Origin of the sequence: Mediterraneibacter sp., from assembly GCF_030825015.1 — a bacterium.
Taxonomy (GTDB): Bacteria; Bacillota; Clostridia; order Lachnospirales; family Lachnospiraceae; genus Mediterraneibacter.
Genome location: NZ_JAPJQP010000001.1, coordinates 256,622 through 274,079 on the forward strand (window position 1 = coordinate 256,622; position 17,458 = coordinate 274,079).

The 17,458-nt window shown below is 38.5% G+C and carries 18 protein-coding genes and 1 pseudogene; 17 read left to right on the plus strand and 2 right to left on the minus strand.

Annotation, left to right across the window (positions count from 1 at the left end; genetic code table 11):
• Positions 1 to 87: 87 nt before the first annotated feature.
• Complete coding sequence (locus tag RCH61_RS01195; protein WP_306479636.1) at positions 88 to 1,755, plus strand: glutamine--tRNA ligase/YqeY domain fusion protein; 1,668 nt, start codon at positions 88 to 90, stop codon at positions 1,753 to 1,755.
• A gap of 24 nt (positions 1,756 to 1,779) precedes the next feature.
• Positions 1,780 to 3,207: a MocR-like pyridoxine biosynthesis transcription factor PdxR gene (pdxR, locus tag RCH61_RS01200; protein WP_306479637.1), complete on the plus strand. Its 1,428-nt coding sequence runs from the start codon at positions 1,780 to 1,782 to the stop codon at positions 3,205 to 3,207.
• A gap of 98 nt (positions 3,208 to 3,305) precedes the next feature.
• Here pdxR and RCH61_RS01205 read toward each other — a convergent pair whose 3' ends face one another.
• A complete protein-coding gene (locus tag RCH61_RS01205; RefSeq protein ID WP_306479638.1) occupies positions 3,306 to 3,548 on the minus strand; it encodes a hypothetical protein in 243 nt (80 codons plus the stop codon).
• A gap of 226 nt (positions 3,549 to 3,774) precedes the next feature.
• Between RCH61_RS01205 and RCH61_RS01210 the strand changes: the two genes are divergently transcribed.
• Together RCH61_RS01210 and RCH61_RS01215 are read left to right on the plus strand one after the other, a co-directional pair.
• Positions 3,775 to 5,055: an adenylosuccinate synthase gene (locus tag RCH61_RS01210; RefSeq protein ID WP_306479639.1), complete on the plus strand. Its 1,281-nt coding sequence runs from the start codon at positions 3,775 to 3,777 to the stop codon at positions 5,053 to 5,055.
• A 149-nt stretch (positions 5,056 to 5,204) separates the two neighbouring features.
• A complete protein-coding gene (locus tag RCH61_RS01215; RefSeq protein ID WP_306479640.1) occupies positions 5,205 to 5,363 on the plus strand; it encodes a hypothetical protein in 159 nt (52 codons plus the stop codon).
• Between the two features lie 3 nt (positions 5,364 to 5,366).
• On the opposite strand, the gene RCH61_RS01220 is transcribed toward RCH61_RS01215, so the two are convergent.
• The gene (locus RCH61_RS01220) at positions 5,367 to 5,582 is read right to left on the minus strand and encodes a hypothetical protein (protein ID WP_306479641.1); all 216 of its coding nucleotides are present in this window, start codon (positions 5,580 to 5,582) and stop codon (positions 5,367 to 5,369) included.
• Positions 5,583 to 5,820: 238 nt separating this feature from the next.
• On the opposite strand from RCH61_RS01220, the gene RCH61_RS01225 reads away from it, so the two are divergent.
• From RCH61_RS01225 to RCH61_RS01285, 13 genes and pseudogenes are all read left to right on the plus strand, one after another.
• Positions 5,821 to 6,336 (plus strand): SEC-C metal-binding domain-containing protein, encoded by a 516-nt coding sequence (locus RCH61_RS01225; protein ID WP_306479642.1) that lies wholly within the window; start codon positions 5,821 to 5,823, stop codon positions 6,334 to 6,336.
• 210 nt (positions 6,337 to 6,546) lie between these two features.
• The gene (locus RCH61_RS01230) at positions 6,547 to 7,071 is read left to right on the plus strand and encodes a YdcF family protein (RefSeq protein ID WP_306479643.1); all 525 of its coding nucleotides are present in this window, start codon (positions 6,547 to 6,549) and stop codon (positions 7,069 to 7,071) included.
• 50 nt (positions 7,072 to 7,121) lie between these two features.
• Positions 7,122 to 7,442, plus strand: coding sequence for a DUF1540 domain-containing protein (locus RCH61_RS01235; RefSeq protein ID WP_306479644.1), 321 nt, complete (start codon positions 7,122 to 7,124; stop codon positions 7,440 to 7,442).
• Positions 7,443 to 7,622: 180 nt separating this feature from the next.
• Positions 7,623 to 8,999 (plus strand): AI-2E family transporter, encoded by a 1,377-nt coding sequence (locus tag RCH61_RS01240; protein WP_306479645.1) that lies wholly within the window; start codon positions 7,623 to 7,625, stop codon positions 8,997 to 8,999.
• Positions 9,000 to 9,003: 4 nt separating this feature from the next.
• Entirely contained in the window at positions 9,004 to 9,924 is a 921-nt protein-coding gene (metA, locus tag RCH61_RS01245; RefSeq protein ID WP_306479646.1) for a homoserine O-acetyltransferase MetA, read from the plus strand.
• 240 nt (positions 9,925 to 10,164) lie between these two features.
• The gene (locus tag RCH61_RS01250; protein WP_306479647.1) at positions 10,165 to 10,380 is read left to right on the plus strand and encodes a DUF3923 family protein; all 216 of its coding nucleotides are present in this window, start codon (positions 10,165 to 10,167) and stop codon (positions 10,378 to 10,380) included.
• Between the two features lie 166 nt (positions 10,381 to 10,546).
• Positions 10,547 to 11,601 (plus strand): annotated as a pseudogene (locus RCH61_RS09830) (replication initiation factor domain-containing protein).
• Positions 11,602 to 12,294: 693 nt separating this feature from the next.
• Positions 12,295 to 12,492, plus strand: a complete 198-nt coding sequence (locus RCH61_RS01260; RefSeq protein WP_306479648.1) for a hypothetical protein — start codon at positions 12,295 to 12,297, stop codon at positions 12,490 to 12,492.
• A gap of 52 nt (positions 12,493 to 12,544) precedes the next feature.
• On the plus strand, positions 12,545 to 13,003 hold the full coding sequence (locus tag RCH61_RS01265; protein WP_306479649.1) for a helix-turn-helix transcriptional regulator: 459 nt from the start codon (positions 12,545 to 12,547) through the stop codon (positions 13,001 to 13,003).
• A 190-nt stretch (positions 13,004 to 13,193) separates the two neighbouring features.
• Positions 13,194 to 14,378 (plus strand): aminotransferase class I/II-fold pyridoxal phosphate-dependent enzyme, encoded by a 1,185-nt coding sequence (locus tag RCH61_RS01270; protein ID WP_306479650.1) that lies wholly within the window; start codon positions 13,194 to 13,196, stop codon positions 14,376 to 14,378.
• A 12-nt stretch (positions 14,379 to 14,390) separates the two neighbouring features.
• On the plus strand, positions 14,391 to 14,915 hold the full coding sequence (locus tag RCH61_RS01275) for a deoxyuridine 5'-triphosphate nucleotidohydrolase (RefSeq protein ID WP_306479651.1): 525 nt from the start codon (positions 14,391 to 14,393) through the stop codon (positions 14,913 to 14,915).
• A 182-nt stretch (positions 14,916 to 15,097) separates the two neighbouring features.
• Positions 15,098 to 15,772: a transglycosylase domain-containing protein gene (locus tag RCH61_RS01280; protein WP_306479652.1), complete on the plus strand. Its 675-nt coding sequence runs from the start codon at positions 15,098 to 15,100 to the stop codon at positions 15,770 to 15,772.
• A gap of 208 nt (positions 15,773 to 15,980) precedes the next feature.
• The gene (locus RCH61_RS01285; RefSeq protein ID WP_306479653.1) at positions 15,981 to 17,348 is read left to right on the plus strand and encodes a spore germination protein; all 1,368 of its coding nucleotides are present in this window, start codon (positions 15,981 to 15,983) and stop codon (positions 17,346 to 17,348) included.
• Positions 17,349 to 17,458 lie beyond the last annotated feature (110 nt).

Genomic DNA, 17,458 nt, shown 5'->3' on the forward strand with positions numbered 1-17,458 from the left:
CGGCAAAGTAAACCGAGTACTTGTAGATATCTTAATTTTATGATAAAATAACTGCTATGAATGTTTGCGTTATTAGAGGAGGAGACAATGGAAAACGAAACGGTTTCAAAGAATTTTATCGAGCAGGAAATAGACAAAGATTTGGCGGAAGGAGTGTACGATCATGTAGCGACACGTTTTCCACCTGAACCGAATGGTTATCTGCATATCGGACATGCAAAATCAATTTTGCTGAATTACGGATTGGCGCAGAAATACGGTGGTACGTTTAATATGCGATTTGATGATACGAATCCGACAAAGGAAAAGATGGAATTTGTTGATTCAATCAAAAAAGACATTCAATGGCTCGGAGCGGACTGGGAAGACCGTTTATATTTTGCGTCTGATTATTTCGATCAGATGTATGAGTGTGCGGTAAAGCTGATAAAAAAAGGGAAAGCATTCGTGTGTGATCTTACAGCGGAAGAGATGAGAGAGTACCGTGGAACATTGAAAGAACCGGGCAAGGAAAGTCCGTACAGAAATCGCTCTGTAGAGGAAAACTTAAAATTATTCGAAGAAATGCGCGAAGGAAAATATGGGGATGGCGAGAAGGTACTGCGTGCCAAGATTGATATGGCATCGCCGAATATCAATATGAGAGATCCGATCATTTATCGAGTGGCGCATATGACGCATCATAATACAGGAGATAAATGGTGTATTTATCCGATGTATGATTTTGCACACCCGATTGAAGATGCGATTGAAGGGATTACACATTCTATTTGTACACTGGAATTTGAAGATCACAGACCGCTTTACGATTGGGTTGTAAGGGAGTGTGAGTTTAAGAATCCGCCGAGACAGATCGAGTTTGCAAAACTGTATTTGACGAATGTTGTTACCGGAAAGCGTTATATTAAAAAATTGGTAGAAGATGGGATTGTGGATGGATGGGATGATCCGCGTCTTGTATCGATTGCAGCATTGAGACGTCGTGGATTTACTCCGGAATCAATTAAGATGTTTATTGAGCTGTGCGGAATCTCCAAGGCACAGAGTTCAGTGGATTATGCAATGCTTGAGTATTGTATTCGGGAAGATCTTAAGATGAAGAAGCCCCGTATGATGGCTGTACTTGATCCGATCAAACTTGTAATAGATAACTATCCGGAAGATCAGGTAGAATATTTGGATGTTGCGAATAATTTGGAAAACGAAGAACTGGGTACTCGTAAAGTTCCGTTTGGAAGAGAACTCTATATTGAAAGAGAAGATTTCATGGAAGAACCGCCGAAAAAATATTTCCGTTTGTTCCCGGGAAATGAAGTTCGTCTGATGCATGCTTATTTTGTGAAGTGTGAAAGTTTCGTAAAAGACGAGAATGGGAAGGTGACGGAAGTACACTGTACTTATGATCCTGAAACAAAAGCGGGAAGCGGGTTTACAGGAAGAAAAGTAAAAGGAACGATTCATTGGGTTCCGGCAGCATATGCACAGAAAGCGGAAGTACGTCTTTATGAGAATCTGATTGATGAAGAGAAGGGCGTATACAATAAAGAAGATGGATCTCTGAATTTGAATCCGAATTCACTTACAATAGTGAAAGATGCTTATGTAGAACCCAGTTTTGACGGTGCAAAAGCATATGATAGTTTCCAGTTTGTGAGAAACGGTTATTTCTGTATCGATTCTCATGATTCGGCGCCTGAGCATCTTGTATTTAACAGAATCGTTTCTCTGAAAAGTTCGTTTAAACTTCCGAAATAAATAAAAGTTTCAGTATAAAACAGAATGAATGAATTGACAATTAATTTAAGAGCGGGACAAAAAGTCCCGCTCTACGAGCAAATATACGAATATATTAAAGCTGATATCAGAAAAGGGCGGATACGAAGCGGAGAGAAGCTTCCTTCTACAAGAGCGTTGAGTGCTCATCTTGAAGTGAGCAGAAGCACTGTAGAACTGGCATATGAGCAGCTATTGTCAGAAGGATATATTGAAGCTCAGCCATACAGAGGATATTTTGTTTGTCAGATCGATGATCTGTTTCAAATTGATGCACAGAAAGCTGATATCAGAAAAAATGGAGAAAAACAGGAACAAAAATATCGGTATGATTTTACTCCAAGCGGAGTGGATTTGAAAAGTTTTCCTTATAATGTGTGGAGAAAATTATCAAAGGAATGTCTTGTAGATGATAAGGCGGAATTATTTCGTCTTGGCTGTCCGCAGGGAGAGTTTGGATTGAGAAATGCAATATGCAGTTATCTTCATCAAGCGCGAGGAGTGAATTGCAGACCGGATCAGATTATTGTCGGAGCGGGAAATGATTATCTTTTGATGCTTCTTGGAGCAATCTTAGGCAGCGGATATAAAATCGCATTAGAAAACCCGACTTATAAACAAGCCTATCGTCTGTTTGAAAATCTGTCATATGAAGTGTGTACGGTCAATATGGATGATAAAGGGATGAGGGTAGATGAATTGCGCAAAGCAGACGCTGACATTGCGTTCGTGATGCCTTCCCATCAGTATCCTCTTGGAACAGTGATGCCGATCAGGCGGCGAATGGAGCTTTTGAAGTGGGCGCAGGAAAAAGAGAACCGCTATATTATAGAGGATGATTATGACAGTGAGTTTCGCTATAAAGGAAAACCGATTCCTGCCTTGCAGGGGTATGACAGAAATGGAAAAGTAATTTATATCGGAACATTCTCTAAATCAATCGCACCTGCTATTAGGATGAGTTACCTTGTTCTTCCGGAAACAGTATGCTCTTTGTATAAGGAGAGATGTGGGTTTATCAGCTCTACGGTGTCGAAAGTAGATCAGCTTATTTTACAGAAATTTATAGAAGAAGGATATTATGAAAGGCATTTGAATAAGACGAGGGCTTTGTATCGAAACCGACATGATGTTTTATTGAATGCTTTAAAAGATATGACGACAGATTTCATGATATCGGGAGAAAATGCAGGAGTGCATCTGCTCCTTCGATTTCATGACGGGAGAAGCGAGGAAGAATTGATTCGTTTGGCAAAAGAGAAAGAAGTAAAAGTATACGGATTGTCGGAATATTATGTTGGAGAAAATAAGAAAGAGAAGCAAGATCAAAAAGAGGCGGTGATCCTTCTTGGTTATGCAAATATGAGTGATGAAAAGATAATGTGTGCAGCGAAATTGCTTGATGAGGCATGGAGCGGGAAGGGATGCAGATGAGCTTTTCTTAGTTCTAAATTAAAAACACGCCGGAGATTTTACGCCGGCGTGTTTTAATCACCGTGTATATGATATAAAATACACGAGATCTTTTTACATTATTCCTCTTCAAGTGGTTGAGATGCTGAGTCTGTGTTATCATCCGCTTTTTTTAAAGACACATACTCTCTGTCAGCAGCAGGTTTCAGATCCGCATCAAGATCAAAGTCGTCAGCCTCGGTATCGGCAGGATCCTTTTCCTCTGGACTGTCGGAACTGTTCTTGCAGAAATATGCGACGGCAAGCCCGATCGCCGTTCCGATAACAGCGAAGATACTAAACCATTTAACAAGTTTTTTCAATTTGTTGACTCTCCTTTCTGTAAGAAGATGTGCTCCGTCTGTATAATGGAGAAACATCCTGAATGTATCTGTTATTCTAATACTTTTTCCCTATAATTACAATAGGCAGACAAAAAACGAAATAACATTTTACATAATAAGAAAAATATAGTATAATTCTAACTGCGGTTATTCATAAGTACCGCTCATAATTATTTAAAAGCAACGATGTGCAGGAGGAATGGAAATGGTAAAAGCAGTAGTTGGTGCAAACTGGGGCGATGAAGGAAAAGGTAAGATTACAGATATGCTTGGTAAAGAAGCCGACATCATCGTTCGTTTTCAAGGCGGAGCAAACGCAGGTCATACGATCGTAAATGATTATGGAAAATTTGCGCTGCATACACTGCCGTCAGGAGTATTTTATGATCATACGACAAGTATTATCGGAAACGGAGTAGCATTGGATGTTCCGATTTTATTTAAGGAGATCCAGTCTATTGTAGACCGTGGTGTGCCGATGCCGAAGATCCTTGTATCTGACAGAGCGCAGATGGTAATGTCATATCATAAGAATTTTGATGCTTATGAGGAAGAGCGTCTCGGAGGAAAATCTTTCGGTTCAACAAAATCAGGTATTGCGCCGTTTTACTCTGACAAATATGCAAAAATCGGTTTTCAGGTGAGTGAACTTTTTGACGACGAACTTTTGAAAGAGAAAGTGGTTCGTGTTGCAGAGCAGAAAAACGTATTACTTGAGCACCTTTATCACAAACCATTGATCGATCCTGATGAATTATACAAAGAACTTGTAAGTTACAGAGAGATGGTAGCGCCATATGTATGTGATGTTTCACTTTTCTTACATAATGCTTTGGAAGAAGGAAAGAATATTCTTTTGGAAGGGCAGCTTGGTTCTTTAAAAGATCCGGATCACGGAATTTATCCGATGGTTACATCTTCATCTACGCTGGCGGCTTACGGTGCGATTGGTGCGGGAATTCCGCCTTATGAGATTAAGCAGGTAATCACAGTATGTAAAGCGTATTCAAGTGCAGTAGGAGCAGGAGCATTTGTAAGCGAAATATTTGGAGAAGAAGCGGATGAGCTTAGAAGACGCGGAGGTGACGGCGGAGAGTATGGCGCTACGACAGGTCGTCCGAGACGTGTCGGCTGGTTTGATTGTGTTGCTTCCAAGTATGGATGCAGAATGCAGGGAACAACAGACGTTGCGTTTACTGTATTGGATGTACTTGGATATTTGGATGAAATTCCGGTATGTGTCGGCTATGAGATTGATGGAGAAGTAACGACAGATTTCCCTGTTACACATCTTCTTGAGAAAGCAAAACCGGTTCTTAAGACACTTCCGGGTTGGAAAGAAGATATCAGAGGAATCAGAAAATACGAAGATCTTCCGGAAAATTGCCGTAATTATATCGAATTTATTGAAAAAGAAGTTGGATATCCGTTTACAATGATCAGTAACGGACCGGGAAGAGACGATATTATTTATCGGAATCGATAAGAGAACGGCGGAAACACAGTTTTATAAAAATGTAAATAAAGATGGCGAGAGTTGATAGCTTTTGCCATCTTTATTTGTAATATTTTTCAGTATGAACGCATAGAATATAAGACCGGGTTTTGAAAAGATCGGAATAGGAGGTATATTTTATGCGCCGAAATGACAGCGAGACGGAAATCAGAATGATGACAATGGAAGAATACTTGAAGAAGAGACAAGCAATAAGGCAGCGCGGCGGCTTGGAAGGAAAAGAATGCCATGAAGAAACCGCAGCAGCCTTAAAATTGGTTGAGTTATTGTATAATTAAAGATTAATCGTTATTTTGGTCGTTGCGGTCTTTTATAAGCCGGGCGATCAGAATAAATCCATAAAGAAGAACAGGAATTAAAATCGTAGCGGCTATGGATGCTTTCAGCAGATCGGTAGATGCAGGAGATCCGATTAGAGCAAATATGAGTGTGCAAGCATACATTCCAACAAGAAGAATCACAGCGATGACTGCAAGGATGCGTTTTATGTTTTTCATAGTAAAAATCCTTTCCGAAAAATATTTTGGAGTTCAATCAATGCAGAAAGAGATTGATATGAGAATTCCTGTTAATAAGTATACCGTAATTATGCTTAAAATAATAGTGGATAAAACATTTTAAAAACGTTAAAAACTCAAAACTTAAAACAGTAGTAGTTAAAATAATAGTTTACGGAAAACAGAAATTGTTATATAATGATTTGGACGGATTTTAAAGATAAAGGAGCAATATACAATGAGCGAAAAATGTTTATTAGATCAATGGAGAGATATGGCTTATGACAGAAACCTGTCAAAAGAGCAGTTAGAAAGTTTTTGGGGAAAGTATTTTACAATAGAGTCTTCTATTTATGAGCAGCTTCTCGAGGATCCTGATACAGAAGTGCGGGGAACAGTAAAAGAACTTGCTGAAAAATATGGTCAGAATGTGATGACTATGGTTGGATTTCTTGACGGAATCAACGATAGTCTGGTAACGCCTAATCCAATAGAGACAATGGATGAAGATACAGAAGTAAGTCTTGGATTTGATAAAGAAAAATTATATAAAAACATGGTAGATGCGAGAGCTGACTGGCTGTATGAACTTCCGCAGTGGGAGAAGATTTTTGATGAAAATACAAGAAAACGTCTGTACAGAGAACAGAAATCTTCAGGAACGATCCGCAAAGAGAAAAAGATCGGAAGGAATGATCCGTGTCCATGTGGAAGCGGTAAAAAATATAAAAAGTGCTGTGGAAGAAACGCATAAATGAGAAATTATTTTTGGACTTTGGGAATCTTCTGTGTTTTGTATTATTTGATACTGGCCATTTATTCCCGGAGACTGCGATCGACTTTTGCAGTTTTTTGGTTGTTAACCGGCGGCGCACATCTGTTTTTGGGATGTGTGCCGTTTCCTGCATATGTAAAGATACTTTTGGGTTGGATCTGTTTCGGACTGTGGAGTATTTTTTTAGTTATGGAAATACAAATTTGCAAAGGTATGTACTCAAAAGCTGAGGACGGAGCACAGTGGATTATTGTTCTGGGAGCACAGGTGAGGGGCAAGAAGATTACAGATTCTCTGCGAAGAAGGTTAGACACGGCGGTTTGTTATTTGAAGAAAAATAAGGAAACAAAAGTAATTGTATCAGGTGGCCAGGGAGCAGGAGAAGAGATAACGGAAGCAGAAGCAATGGCGGAGTATCTTATAAAACAGGGAATTTCGAAAGATCGGATCAGAATGGAAGATCAATCTACCTCTACAAGGGAAAATCTACGTTTTAGTCGAAAGTTTCTTAAAGCCGATCAAGAAACGGTTGGGATTGTAACAAATAATTTTCACAGCTATCGGTCGAAACTGTTGGCGAAAGAAGAAGGATATGATCATGTTTTTTCGCTGTCGGCTTCTTCAAATTATGTTTTTCAGCTTAATTATCTCGTGAGAGAATTTTTTGCTGTTATGGCAATGAAGCTGAGAAAAAGCAAAATTAAGGAATATTAAAATAATGAATGGGCATACTGCTATTGATGTTGAAAAAAGGAGGTAGCATTATGCCACAATTAAAATGTACAGTTCAGACATGTGTTCACAACAAACAGTTCCTCTGTGATCTGGATGAAATCAGAGTGGGAGGAGAAACGGCTAAGAATCCGCAGGAAACATGCTGCGATAGCTTTCAGGAGAGAAAAGAAGGAAGTTATACAAATTCGATGAAAGAAGCTTCTGATTGTTCTTGTATTGACTGTAAAGCGACAAATTGTATGTATAATAAAGAGTGCGAATGTCATGCGGGAAAGATTAGCGTGGAAGGCGGAGATGCAAAACATGCATCAGGAACAGAGTGCGCGACATTTCAGTCATGTAACGGCTGATTGCCGAACAGATTCCCTGGAAGAAAAAAGAGAAGAAAGAATAAAAAAGTAACAGCAAAAGGAATCGTCTTTTGGATCAAAAAAGGCGATTCCTTTTGCTGTTGACGCTTTCCAGTTACAAGCGTTATAATAAATTAATTACAATTCATTCAAAAATGAAAAGACGGGAAGGTATATAGCATGGCGGGGGAACGGGAACATATAGGGATCGAAAAAGAAAATGAATATAAAGTGAATGAAAAACGCAGTGAGAATAAATCGGGATATTATGTGAAACAGCCGACTTTCGGAACAGGAAAACCATCATGGATTAAACAGCAATTTGGTAAAACTGTAGCTATTGTAGTCGGTGCGTTGGCATGTATTCTTTTTTATTTTCTTCTTTTGCGGGCAGGGCACATATCGGGAGTTATACAGAAAATATTTTTGGTTTCGAAGCCGATTATTTACGGTTTGGCAATCGCTTATCTGCTGAATCCAATCGTGAAAGCGGTTGACCGAAAGATGATTCCTTTTTTGGAAAAAAAGTTTCCTAACTTTAAACAGGCAAAAAGCATGTCACGGGCAACAGGAATCTTTATTTCAATCGTGATACTTGCAACGATTATTTTTACGCTGTTTAATATGATGATACCGGAACTTTACCGAAGTCTCCGAGATATGATCATGAATGTTCCAAGTCAGATGAATCGTTTTATCCGGTCGTTAAGTGAAATGAACACAGAAAATTCAACGATCGGGAATATTGTACAAAGTGTGATGAAAGAGGCGACTATATTTGTGCAGAACTGGATGCGTACAGATCTGATGGGGCGTATTAATGATTTTATGTCAGGATTAACGGTAGGTGTACTCAATGTTATGCGTGAGATTATGAATGTTTTGATTGGCTTGATCGTGTCTGTATATGTATTATTCAGTAAAGAAAAGTTTTCAAAACAGTCTAAGAAAATAACTTATGCTATATTAAAACCTTCGAATGCAAATATGGTTCTTCATCTTACGATTAAGAGTAATGAAATCTTCGGAGGCTTTATTATAGGAAAGATTATTGATTCTGCGATTATCGGTGTCCTTTGTTTTGTCGGTCTTTCAATTTTAAATATGCCATATGCGATGCTTGTCAGTGTGATTGTCGGGGTGACGAATGTAATTCCTTTTTTTGGTCCTTACATTGGAGCGATTCCGAGTGCAACTCTTATTTTGCTTGCAGAACCGAAGATGGGAATCTATTTTATAATCTTTATTATTGCCTTGCAGCAGTTTGACGGAAATGTGCTTGGCCCTAAAATATTAGGGGATTCCACAGGACTGTCAGCATTTTGGGTCGTATTCTCAATTCTGATCGGAGGAGGAATATTCGGCGTTCCTGGAATGATACTCGGTGTTCCTACGTTTGCAGTTATTTATTATATTGTGGGAATGCTTGTTAATGATAAACTGAAAAAGAAAAAGCTTCCAATCAGTACAGAAGCATATGATGAATATAGTTATGTAGAATCGGATGGAACATATATTCATGCCGATAAAAATATATTTAAAGGAGAGGAAAAATAATATTATGCCTATTCGAGTACAAAATGATCTTCCGGTAAAAGAAATATTGGAACATGAAAATATATTTGTGATGGATGAATACAGGGCGGCGCATCAGGATATCCGTCCTATCAGCATTGGTCTTTTGAATCTTATGCCCCTGAAAGAAGATACAGAGCTTCAGATTTTAAGATCTCTTTCTAATACGCCGCTTCAGGTAGATGTGACGTTTGTACGCATGACAAGTCACGTTTCTAAAAATACATCAACAAGCCATATTTATAAGTTTTATGAAGCGTTTGAAGATATTAAAATGAGAAAGTTTGATGGATTTATTATTACAGGTGCTCCGGTTGAGCAGATGGAGTTTGAAGAAGTTGATTATTGGCAGGAATTGACAGAGATTATGGAATGGACAAAAACGAATGTAACCTCAACGTTACATTTGTGCTGGGGAGCGCAGGCAGGAATTTATTACCATTATGGAATTAATAAAAAAGCACTTCCGAAGAAATTATCCGGTGTATACAGGCATCGAGTGAGAAATAGGAAAATCCCGCTTGTAAGAGGATTTGATGATGTGTTTATGGCACCTCACTCAAGACATACAGAAGTACCACAGGAACTTTTGGAAAAAGATGACAGAATTATGATCCTTGCAGATTCTCTTCAGGCAGGTGTGTTCTTATGTATGGCAAGGGAAGGACGTCAGATTTTTGTTATGGGACATCCAGAATATGATCGTATGACATTAGATTCAGAATATAAAAGAGATATGGGACGAGGATTGAATCCGCAGATTCCGGAAAATTATTATCCTGATGATGACCCGGATAACAAACCGGTATTGACTTGGAGAGCACATGCGAATAATCTTTATACAAATTGGCTCAATTATTATGTATATCAGGTAACGCCATATGATTTATATGGAACGCCTTTTTAATGAGGTATCTACGGGATTTGTTGAAAAGTCAAAGTATCTAAAATGATGTCAAATATCGGGCAGTATCGCAAAATTGGGAGTACAAAAAGTATGATATAAACTGTCTTTTGGAACAATATTATGAGGGCGTATTGTGTAAGTGCAATATGCCCTTGAATTTATGAGAAAAGTAATGCTAGAGACTAGGAAATATGATAGAATGACAGAAATAAACAAATTAGAATTTAAGGAGGAAACAATATGGTAAGCAAAAGCTGGAAAATATCTCAAATTATTCAATTCATAGTTTTCTTATGTGTTAGTGTTTTCTTGTTTACAAGAACAGTAGATGGACATGGTGCTGTACAGACACTAGAAGCAAAGCTGATTAGTTTTGCTGTATGGGGAATTTTTTATCTCGGTGTATTAGTCATAGAGTGGTTGATTTACTTTATTGTTCGACGTTCTAAACACTAAATTCCAGTTTGTAGCAGACAGTTTTTCGATTGACTGTCTGCTTTTCCTTTTCAATTATAATTGATAGCGGTGATATAAAATGGTTCATATCCATTGTGAAAAGACCATTTAGAGTGATATGGATTGATTGTAAGAGTAGTAGGAGTTCCGTTGATTTGGTTATGTTCTGCTTCGAGTTCCGTTAGAAGCGGTTATAGAAGATGTACTGAGAATACCTTTGGAACTTATGACAGTAACAGGCTATGAAAAGGGGGTTGCAGGACATGAGGTTGTGGCAATCTTCGATAATATCAAGGTGCTAAAGTCAACAGGAAATGCACAGTATCAAGGCTTTCAGATTTTAATGAGTGGGAAAGGTTGTCGCAATTATGAGAATTTTTTACAACTCAATGAGGAAACATGGTTTGATTTCTTAAACTGAGTTTGCAGTATCATATCAATGTTCCTCGGATTGATTTGGCAATCGACGACAGAAAACCTTATTTGAGTATTCCCGATTTGATTGTACGGACAAAAGAGGGATTACTTTCTTCAAAGTTATGAGAGATAGATTTTCACGACTCGGGAGAACTGAAAGAGGAAGTGTTTCAGAGTAAAGGTGGCAGTCTTTATCTCGGCAGTTCAGCCAGTAATTTGAGATTGGTGTTTTATGAAAAGGGATATGAGCAGAATAAAAAGTATGGAACAGAATTAGATGAAAATTGGAATAGATACGAATTGAGATTTCGACAGGAAATGGCAGTAAGCGTAGTACAGGAATTATTGAGATATAGAGATGTGGCAGGACTGGCAATGGAAGTATTGAACAGCAAAATACGATTTTTAGAAAAGCCGACAGACAGCATGACAATACGGAAAAGGCTTTATCCAACCTATCAAGCATGGGCGGAACTGATGAAAGATATAGGCAAGGTTAAACTTACCATGCAACCACAGAAGAAAAGTCAGCAAAAGGTGTGGGAGCGGTTGGAAAAGTATGTTGCTCCGTCTTTGAAACTGATTGCAGAAGTTGGGAAGATAGAGCAAAGAGATTATATCGGTAATCTCGTAGCAAATGGAGAAATGAATATCATACAGAAGCAGTTGTATGATGATTACATAAAAGCAAGAAACTTAGCAGTTTTGGTCAGAGTGACGAAAAAATGGACTGCAACGATCTGGAACTGGGATCAGGTCTATGGAGGGGTGAGTATTATGTATGAAGGATGCTTGCCAGAGTAATGAAAAGGCAGAAAAACAGACGGATTCTCCGCCTGCTGTTGACATGGAATTTTGTAACTGTTATATATAAAGCAAAGGCGAAAAGCTGATTTTGTTCAAGTCTCTCGCCCATTCTTATCATAGAAGATCTTATTTACAGACTTTCTTCATAGTCTCCGATTGTTTTTATCGTTTTGAAATCTGTTCTTTTACGTGATTCAGTTCTGATCTTTTGTTAATCTTTCTACGTACTCTTTCACGTGTTTCTTGTATCGTTCTCGCTCTAACATCTTCTGTTCGGAAAAACGCCGTCTATCCCAACTATTAGTGCAGCTTAGAAGCGCGATCACTATTTTCTTTATTATCATGGGAGAGAATCCAATTATGATACCGCTAATCAGTTTTGTCGCGTTCGATTCTGTTATCGCCATGTATATTCCCGATATAATTCCCGAAATAACACACGCCAACATATAGGGGTGATTTTTCCACATATAACTTATTGTTGCTTTCAACAAAATTATATAGGGGTTGTTCCGTTTCACTTTGTACCTCCTTTATGAGCTGATGATGGTCTTCATCCCTACAAATTCATAATAGATTTCGCTTTTTGTTTTTTTTAAGATCGTTTGTTTCATTATTCTTAATTATTTGTAGGAAGTTATTTCTCTTCCTTATAAATAAAGTATACAAAAAAATGGGGAAACCTACAAGATGGTTCATGTAGATTTGATTTCTAACAATCAATTATCTGTATGTAGCGAAAAAGCTGTAAAACTATCAAAGCATTTCACAGGAAGAGCTCTTGTGAATGACGGTACAATGGGACAGGTGGTTATAAGCATCAATGGAATTTCTATAAAATCAAGAGTTGCAGCATTATTAAACAAATATGTAAAATATAGTTGGTAGAAATTTGTCTTTTTATTCTTTATAATTGTGTTATCAACGAGGAGGAATCGGAATGAATCTAGGAAATAGTTTGTTTCATGCGAGAAAGAAATGTGGTTTATCACAGGAAAAAGTCGCTGAAAAGTTGGGAGTAAGCAGGCAGATGATATCAAAATGGGAGACGAATGAAACACTTCCGGACATTTACCAGTCAAAAAGGATGGCGAAGCTTTATCAAGTATCATTGGATGATTTAATTGCATTTGATGTAGAATTAAATGAAATACAGGAAATTATTCTCAAGGTGGATGAAAAAGCAGAAGAAAAAATTGACTGGACATCAGCATGGGGTAAAAAATATCCTGTTTTGGTGCAATATCAAAAGGATGTAAATTATTCTGATTATGCAAGGCGAATCAATTTGATGCTTGATGAATTGAAGCGAGAATATGGATACGGCGAGCAGGATGCAATGTTGGTTTTGAAGGATATTTTATATCAGACATGGAAATTACGAAAAAGTAAAAAATAAAAAATTCATTTGCAAGTAAAATTCAGGCAGGATGAGTTATGCTTTACAGGTTTGCAGAGAGAATTAAGCTTTGTAGGTTTGCGGATAGAATTATGCCTGTCATTTACATAAAATGACAACTGTGATAGAATAGAAACAATTCGATTTGAAAATCAGAGAATGATTTATCATATGTTAGGGGGCATTTGTGTTGGACAGTAAGCATTTTTCAACTTTGATCAATGATTTTAAACCCGGAATTTTCGGGGCGTTAAATGAAAAGAAAGAGCAGTTATTGAAGGAAGGACGAAAGGTATATAATCTTTCTGTAGGAACGCCGGATTTTGAGCCTGCGCCGCATGTAATGAAAGCGATGCAGGAGGCGTGCAAAGATCCGAATAACTATAAGTATTCACTGGCAGATCTGCCGGAACTTTTGGAAGCGGTACAGTATCGGTATGAGAAGCGTTTTGGAGTGCATGTGGAGACAGATGAGATTATGTCTGTTTATGGTTCTCAGGAAGCGATGGCACATATTGGTATGGTGTTCTGTGATCCGGACAACGTAATCCTTGTTCCGAATCCGGGGTATCCGATGTTTGAGATGAGTGGAGTTCTTGCAAAGGCGAATGTAGAATATTATACGATTGAGGAAGAGAACGGATACTTGCCGGATCTGGATAGTATTCCCGAGGATGTTTTAAAGAAAACGAAATACATGATTGTTTCGTATCCGCTTAATCCGGTCTGTGTATGCGCGCCAGATGCGTTTTATGAGAAATTGATTGCTTTTGCGAAAGAAAATGATATTGTAATTCTGCATGATAATGCGTATTCAGACATTACATACGGAGACGAACCGGGCAAATCGTTCCTTTCTTTTGAAGGGGCGAAAGATGTTGGAGCAGAATTTTACTCTCTTTCCAAGTCTTATAATCTGACCGGAGCAAGGATTTCGTTTGTTGTAGGTAACAAAGAAATTATCAGTAAATTCCGTCTTTTACGTTCGCAGATTGATTACGGTATTTTTTATCCGGTGCAGTATGCGGCAATCGCGGCACTGACAGGCCCCGATGATTTTATAGAGGAGCAGAGACGGCAGTATGCGTCTCGTAATCGAGCGTTATGCGGCGGACTTCGGAAGATTGGCTGGGATGTCAGAGATAGTCAGGGAACGATGTTTGTTTGGGCAAAGATACCGAACGGGTATGAATCGTCCGCAGATTTCTGTATGAAGCTGATGGAACAAACGGGGGTTATTGTTACTCCGGGAAGCGCTTTTGGAAGTAATGGAGAAGGATATGTCAGAATGGCGCTTGTTGTAGACGAAAATGTAATTCGCGAGATTGTGAATGTTTTGGATACATCGGGAATTTTCAAAAAGGAACAGAATTAAGGAGTTAGGCGGATGAAGAGGATCGCAAAGTTTGAAAAGGTCAGTTTCGAACAATTTAAAGACGGATGGAACGATACGTTTGAAAAGACTGAATATAACAGGAAAGAAGAGCAGCTAAGAGAAATATATGACAATATTAAGCTGCCGATGCGTGCGACGGCGGGAAGCGCAGGATATGATTTTTTTGTTCCGGCGGATGTTGTTCTCCATCCGGGAGAGACGATTAAAATTCCTACAGGAATTCGGGTTTGGATGGAAAAGGAATGGGTTTTGAAATGTTATCCGAGAAGCGGACTTGGATTTAAGTATCGGCTGCAGCTTAATAATACAGTCGGGATTATTGACAGTGATTATTATAATTCTGATAATGAAGGTCATATTTTTGCAAAGATCACAAATGACAGTAACGAAGAAAAATCGGTAAGTTTGAAAACCGGAGAAGGTTTTATGCAGGGGATTTTTGTGGAATACGGGATTACCGTTGACGATGCTGTGACCGATGTGAGAAACGGCGGATTCGGAAGCACGACAAAATGAGATATAGCTTTGGTGTTTTTGCGAAGAGAAGAATAGAATGAAGCCGGAATGTTTTCGGCTTACAAAAATGTAAGAGTCTTTCGTTGAAACGTAAGCTGAAAGAATGGAAGAGGGCAGACAGATTTTATATACTGAATATGTAACGGGAGAGTACTTTTACGAAAGAGGAGGATACGTTTCAGATGAAAATAATAAAAAGGTTGCTTTCTTTCATTTTTTTATGTGTGATAATTGCGGGCGGAGTTCTTGGGTATAAGGGGTATGAGGAATATAAAAACGCACTGTCGGAAGAGAGTGTGGAAGAGATGGCTGCAAGGATTGAAGCGCAGTCAAATTATACGACGATTGATGAACTGCCCCAGACGTATATCGACGCTGTTTTATCAGTAGAAGACAAACGGTTTTATGATCATTTTGGAGTCGATCCAATCGCGGTTGGAAGAGCTTTTTTTCATGATATAAAAGCGGGCGCTTATGTAGAAGGCGGCAGTACGATTACTCAGCAGCTTGCGAAGAATCAGTATTTTACGCAGGATAAAAAGATTGTACGGAAAGTGGCAGAAATGTTTATGGCGTTTAAAATTGAATCTGTGCTTGATAAGGATACGATTTTTGAGCTGTATGTAAACTCTATTTTCTTTGGAAACGGTTATTATTGCGTGGCGGATGCTTCAAACGGATATTTTGGAAAAGCGCCGTCGGATATGAATTTTGATGAATGTACTCTCCTTGCCGGGGTGCCGAATGCTCCGACAAACTATAATCCGACAGCCAGTCCAGAACTTGCCAGACAGAGACAGCAGCAGGTTATCGAGAAAATGAAAAAGGCTGGATATCTTGAAGAATCTGATCGGTAGTACAGTGAAATCAGCATGATGAAAGTAAAAGAAATGTTATATCAAAAACCGTTCGAATAAAAGAGAAAAAAGGATTCTATTTAAAACTCTGATTTAAGAAAAAAGAAGCGTTATATTCCTAAAAACCGTTCGAATAAAAAAGCAAAAAATGGGTATTCTAACCATAGAAAATCTACTGTCGGGATCCGACGGAAAAGGGGAAGTTTCTATGGTAGAAAAAAACACGAAAAAGTTAAGCGGTTCATTTGAAGAAAATATAAGATATATGAATGAGATCCTTCCGGTAAAAGAAAGCTTTGATATTATCCGAAGAGAGATCATGATAGGTGGAAAGGCGTCTGTGTTCTACTACATTGATGGATTTATAAAAGATGAAGCAATGTTGAAGATTATGGACTCCTTTCTTTCTGTATCTGAGGAGGATATGCCGGAAGATGCAGAAATGTTTATTCAAAAACATGTACCTTATGTAGAAGTGGAGATTTTGGAAGATTTTGATCAGGTGATACGAAATGTTCTTTCAGGTCCGGCGTGTCTTTTTATCGATGGGTATAAGGAGTGTATTGCCTTAGACTGTAGAACATATCCGGCAAGAGGAGTCGATGAACCTGATAAAGATAAATCGCTTCGCGGCTCAAGAGACGGATTTGTAGAGACAATCGTATTTAACACAGCATTGATGCGCCGAAGGATCCGTGACCCGCAGCTTGTGATGGAGATGATGGAAGCAGGCCAGTCATCCCGCACAGACATAGCAGTCTGCTATATGAAAGACAGAGTAGATCAGGAGCTTTTGCAAAATTTAAAGAAGAGGATTGAAACGTTAGAATTGAATGATCTGAGGATGAATCAGCAAAGTCTTGCAGAGGCGCTTTTTAAACGGAAATGGTTTAATCCGTTCCCGAAATTCAAATACACAGAACGGCCGGATACGGCGGCGGCATGTCTGTTTGAAGGAAAGGTCGTAATCCTTGTAGATAATTCTCCGTCGGCGATGATTCTTCCGACTTCGATTTTTGACATGATTGAAGAAGCAAATGATTATTATTTTCCGACAGTGACAGGAATGTATTTAAAGATTACAAGAACGCTGATCACAGTTGCAACTGTATTTTTTACGCCATTGTATTTATTGTTCATGCAGAATATCGAATGGCTGCCTGAAGTGTTTCAATTTGTAGCGGTGAGAGATACAGTTAATATTCCGCTTGTTTTTCAGTTTATTATTTTAGAATTATCGATTGACGGACTGCGTCTGGCGGCAATGAATACACCGACGATGCTAAGTACGCCTCTCAGTGTGATCGCGGGTATTGTGATGGGAGAGTTTTCGGTACAGTCTGGTTGGTTTAATTCAGAAGTAATGTTGTACATGGCATTTGTCGCTGTAGCAAATTATACACAGCCTAACTTTGAACTCGGATATGCGCTGAAATTTATGCGCCTTCTTCTTTTAATTCTGACTGCATGTTTCAATCTGTACGGATTTATCATCGGCTGTATTTTGGTACTTTGTTTTCTTGCATTTAATAAAACATTGTCAGGGCGCAACTATCTGAATGTAAAACGAAATTAGTTTTTGCTTGTGTGGCAGTTAAATTTTCATTTATAGCAGAGCTGTTATAACAAATTTTAATTTTTGTTAAAAAATTTTGCGTAATGTCTTAAAAAATGGTATTATATGTA

Coding starts and splice junctions, on each gene's coding strand:
- RCH61_RS01250 (WP_306479647.1), top strand. CDS start 10,165: ATGGTAAGCAAAAGCTGGAAAATATCTCAAATTATTCAATTCATAGTT.
- RCH61_RS01265 (WP_306479649.1), top strand. CDS start 12,545: ATGAATCTAGGAAATAGTTTGTTTCATGCGAGAAAGAAATGTGGTTTA.
- metA (WP_306479646.1), top strand. CDS start 9,004: ATGCCTATTCGAGTACAAAATGATCTTCCGGTAAAAGAAATATTGGAA.
- RCH61_RS01195 (WP_306479636.1), top strand. CDS start 88: ATGGAAAACGAAACGGTTTCAAAGAATTTTATCGAGCAGGAAATAGAC.
- RCH61_RS01275 (WP_306479651.1), top strand. CDS start 14,391: ATGAAGAGGATCGCAAAGTTTGAAAAGGTCAGTTTCGAACAATTTAAA.
- RCH61_RS01235 (WP_306479644.1), top strand. CDS start 7,122: ATGCCACAATTAAAATGTACAGTTCAGACATGTGTTCACAACAAACAG.
- pdxR (WP_306479637.1), top strand. CDS start 1,780: ATGAATGAATTGACAATTAATTTAAGAGCGGGACAAAAAGTCCCGCTC.
- RCH61_RS01210 (WP_306479639.1), top strand. CDS start 3,775: ATGGTAAAAGCAGTAGTTGGTGCAAACTGGGGCGATGAAGGAAAAGGT.
- RCH61_RS01220 (WP_306479641.1), bottom strand. CDS start 5,582: ATGAAAAACATAAAACGCATCCTTGCAGTCATCGCTGTGATTCTTCTT.
- RCH61_RS01230 (WP_306479643.1), top strand. CDS start 6,547: ATGGAAATACAAATTTGCAAAGGTATGTACTCAAAAGCTGAGGACGGA.
- RCH61_RS01280 (WP_306479652.1), top strand. CDS start 15,098: ATGAAAATAATAAAAAGGTTGCTTTCTTTCATTTTTTTATGTGTGATA.
- RCH61_RS01260 (WP_306479648.1), top strand. CDS start 12,295: ATGGTTCATGTAGATTTGATTTCTAACAATCAATTATCTGTATGTAGC.
- RCH61_RS01215 (WP_306479640.1), top strand. CDS start 5,205: ATGCGCCGAAATGACAGCGAGACGGAAATCAGAATGATGACAATGGAA.
- RCH61_RS01240 (WP_306479645.1), top strand. CDS start 7,623: ATGGCGGGGGAACGGGAACATATAGGGATCGAAAAAGAAAATGAATAT.
- RCH61_RS01285 (WP_306479653.1), top strand. CDS start 15,981: ATGGTAGAAAAAAACACGAAAAAGTTAAGCGGTTCATTTGAAGAAAAT.
- RCH61_RS01225 (WP_306479642.1), top strand. CDS start 5,821: ATGAGCGAAAAATGTTTATTAGATCAATGGAGAGATATGGCTTATGAC.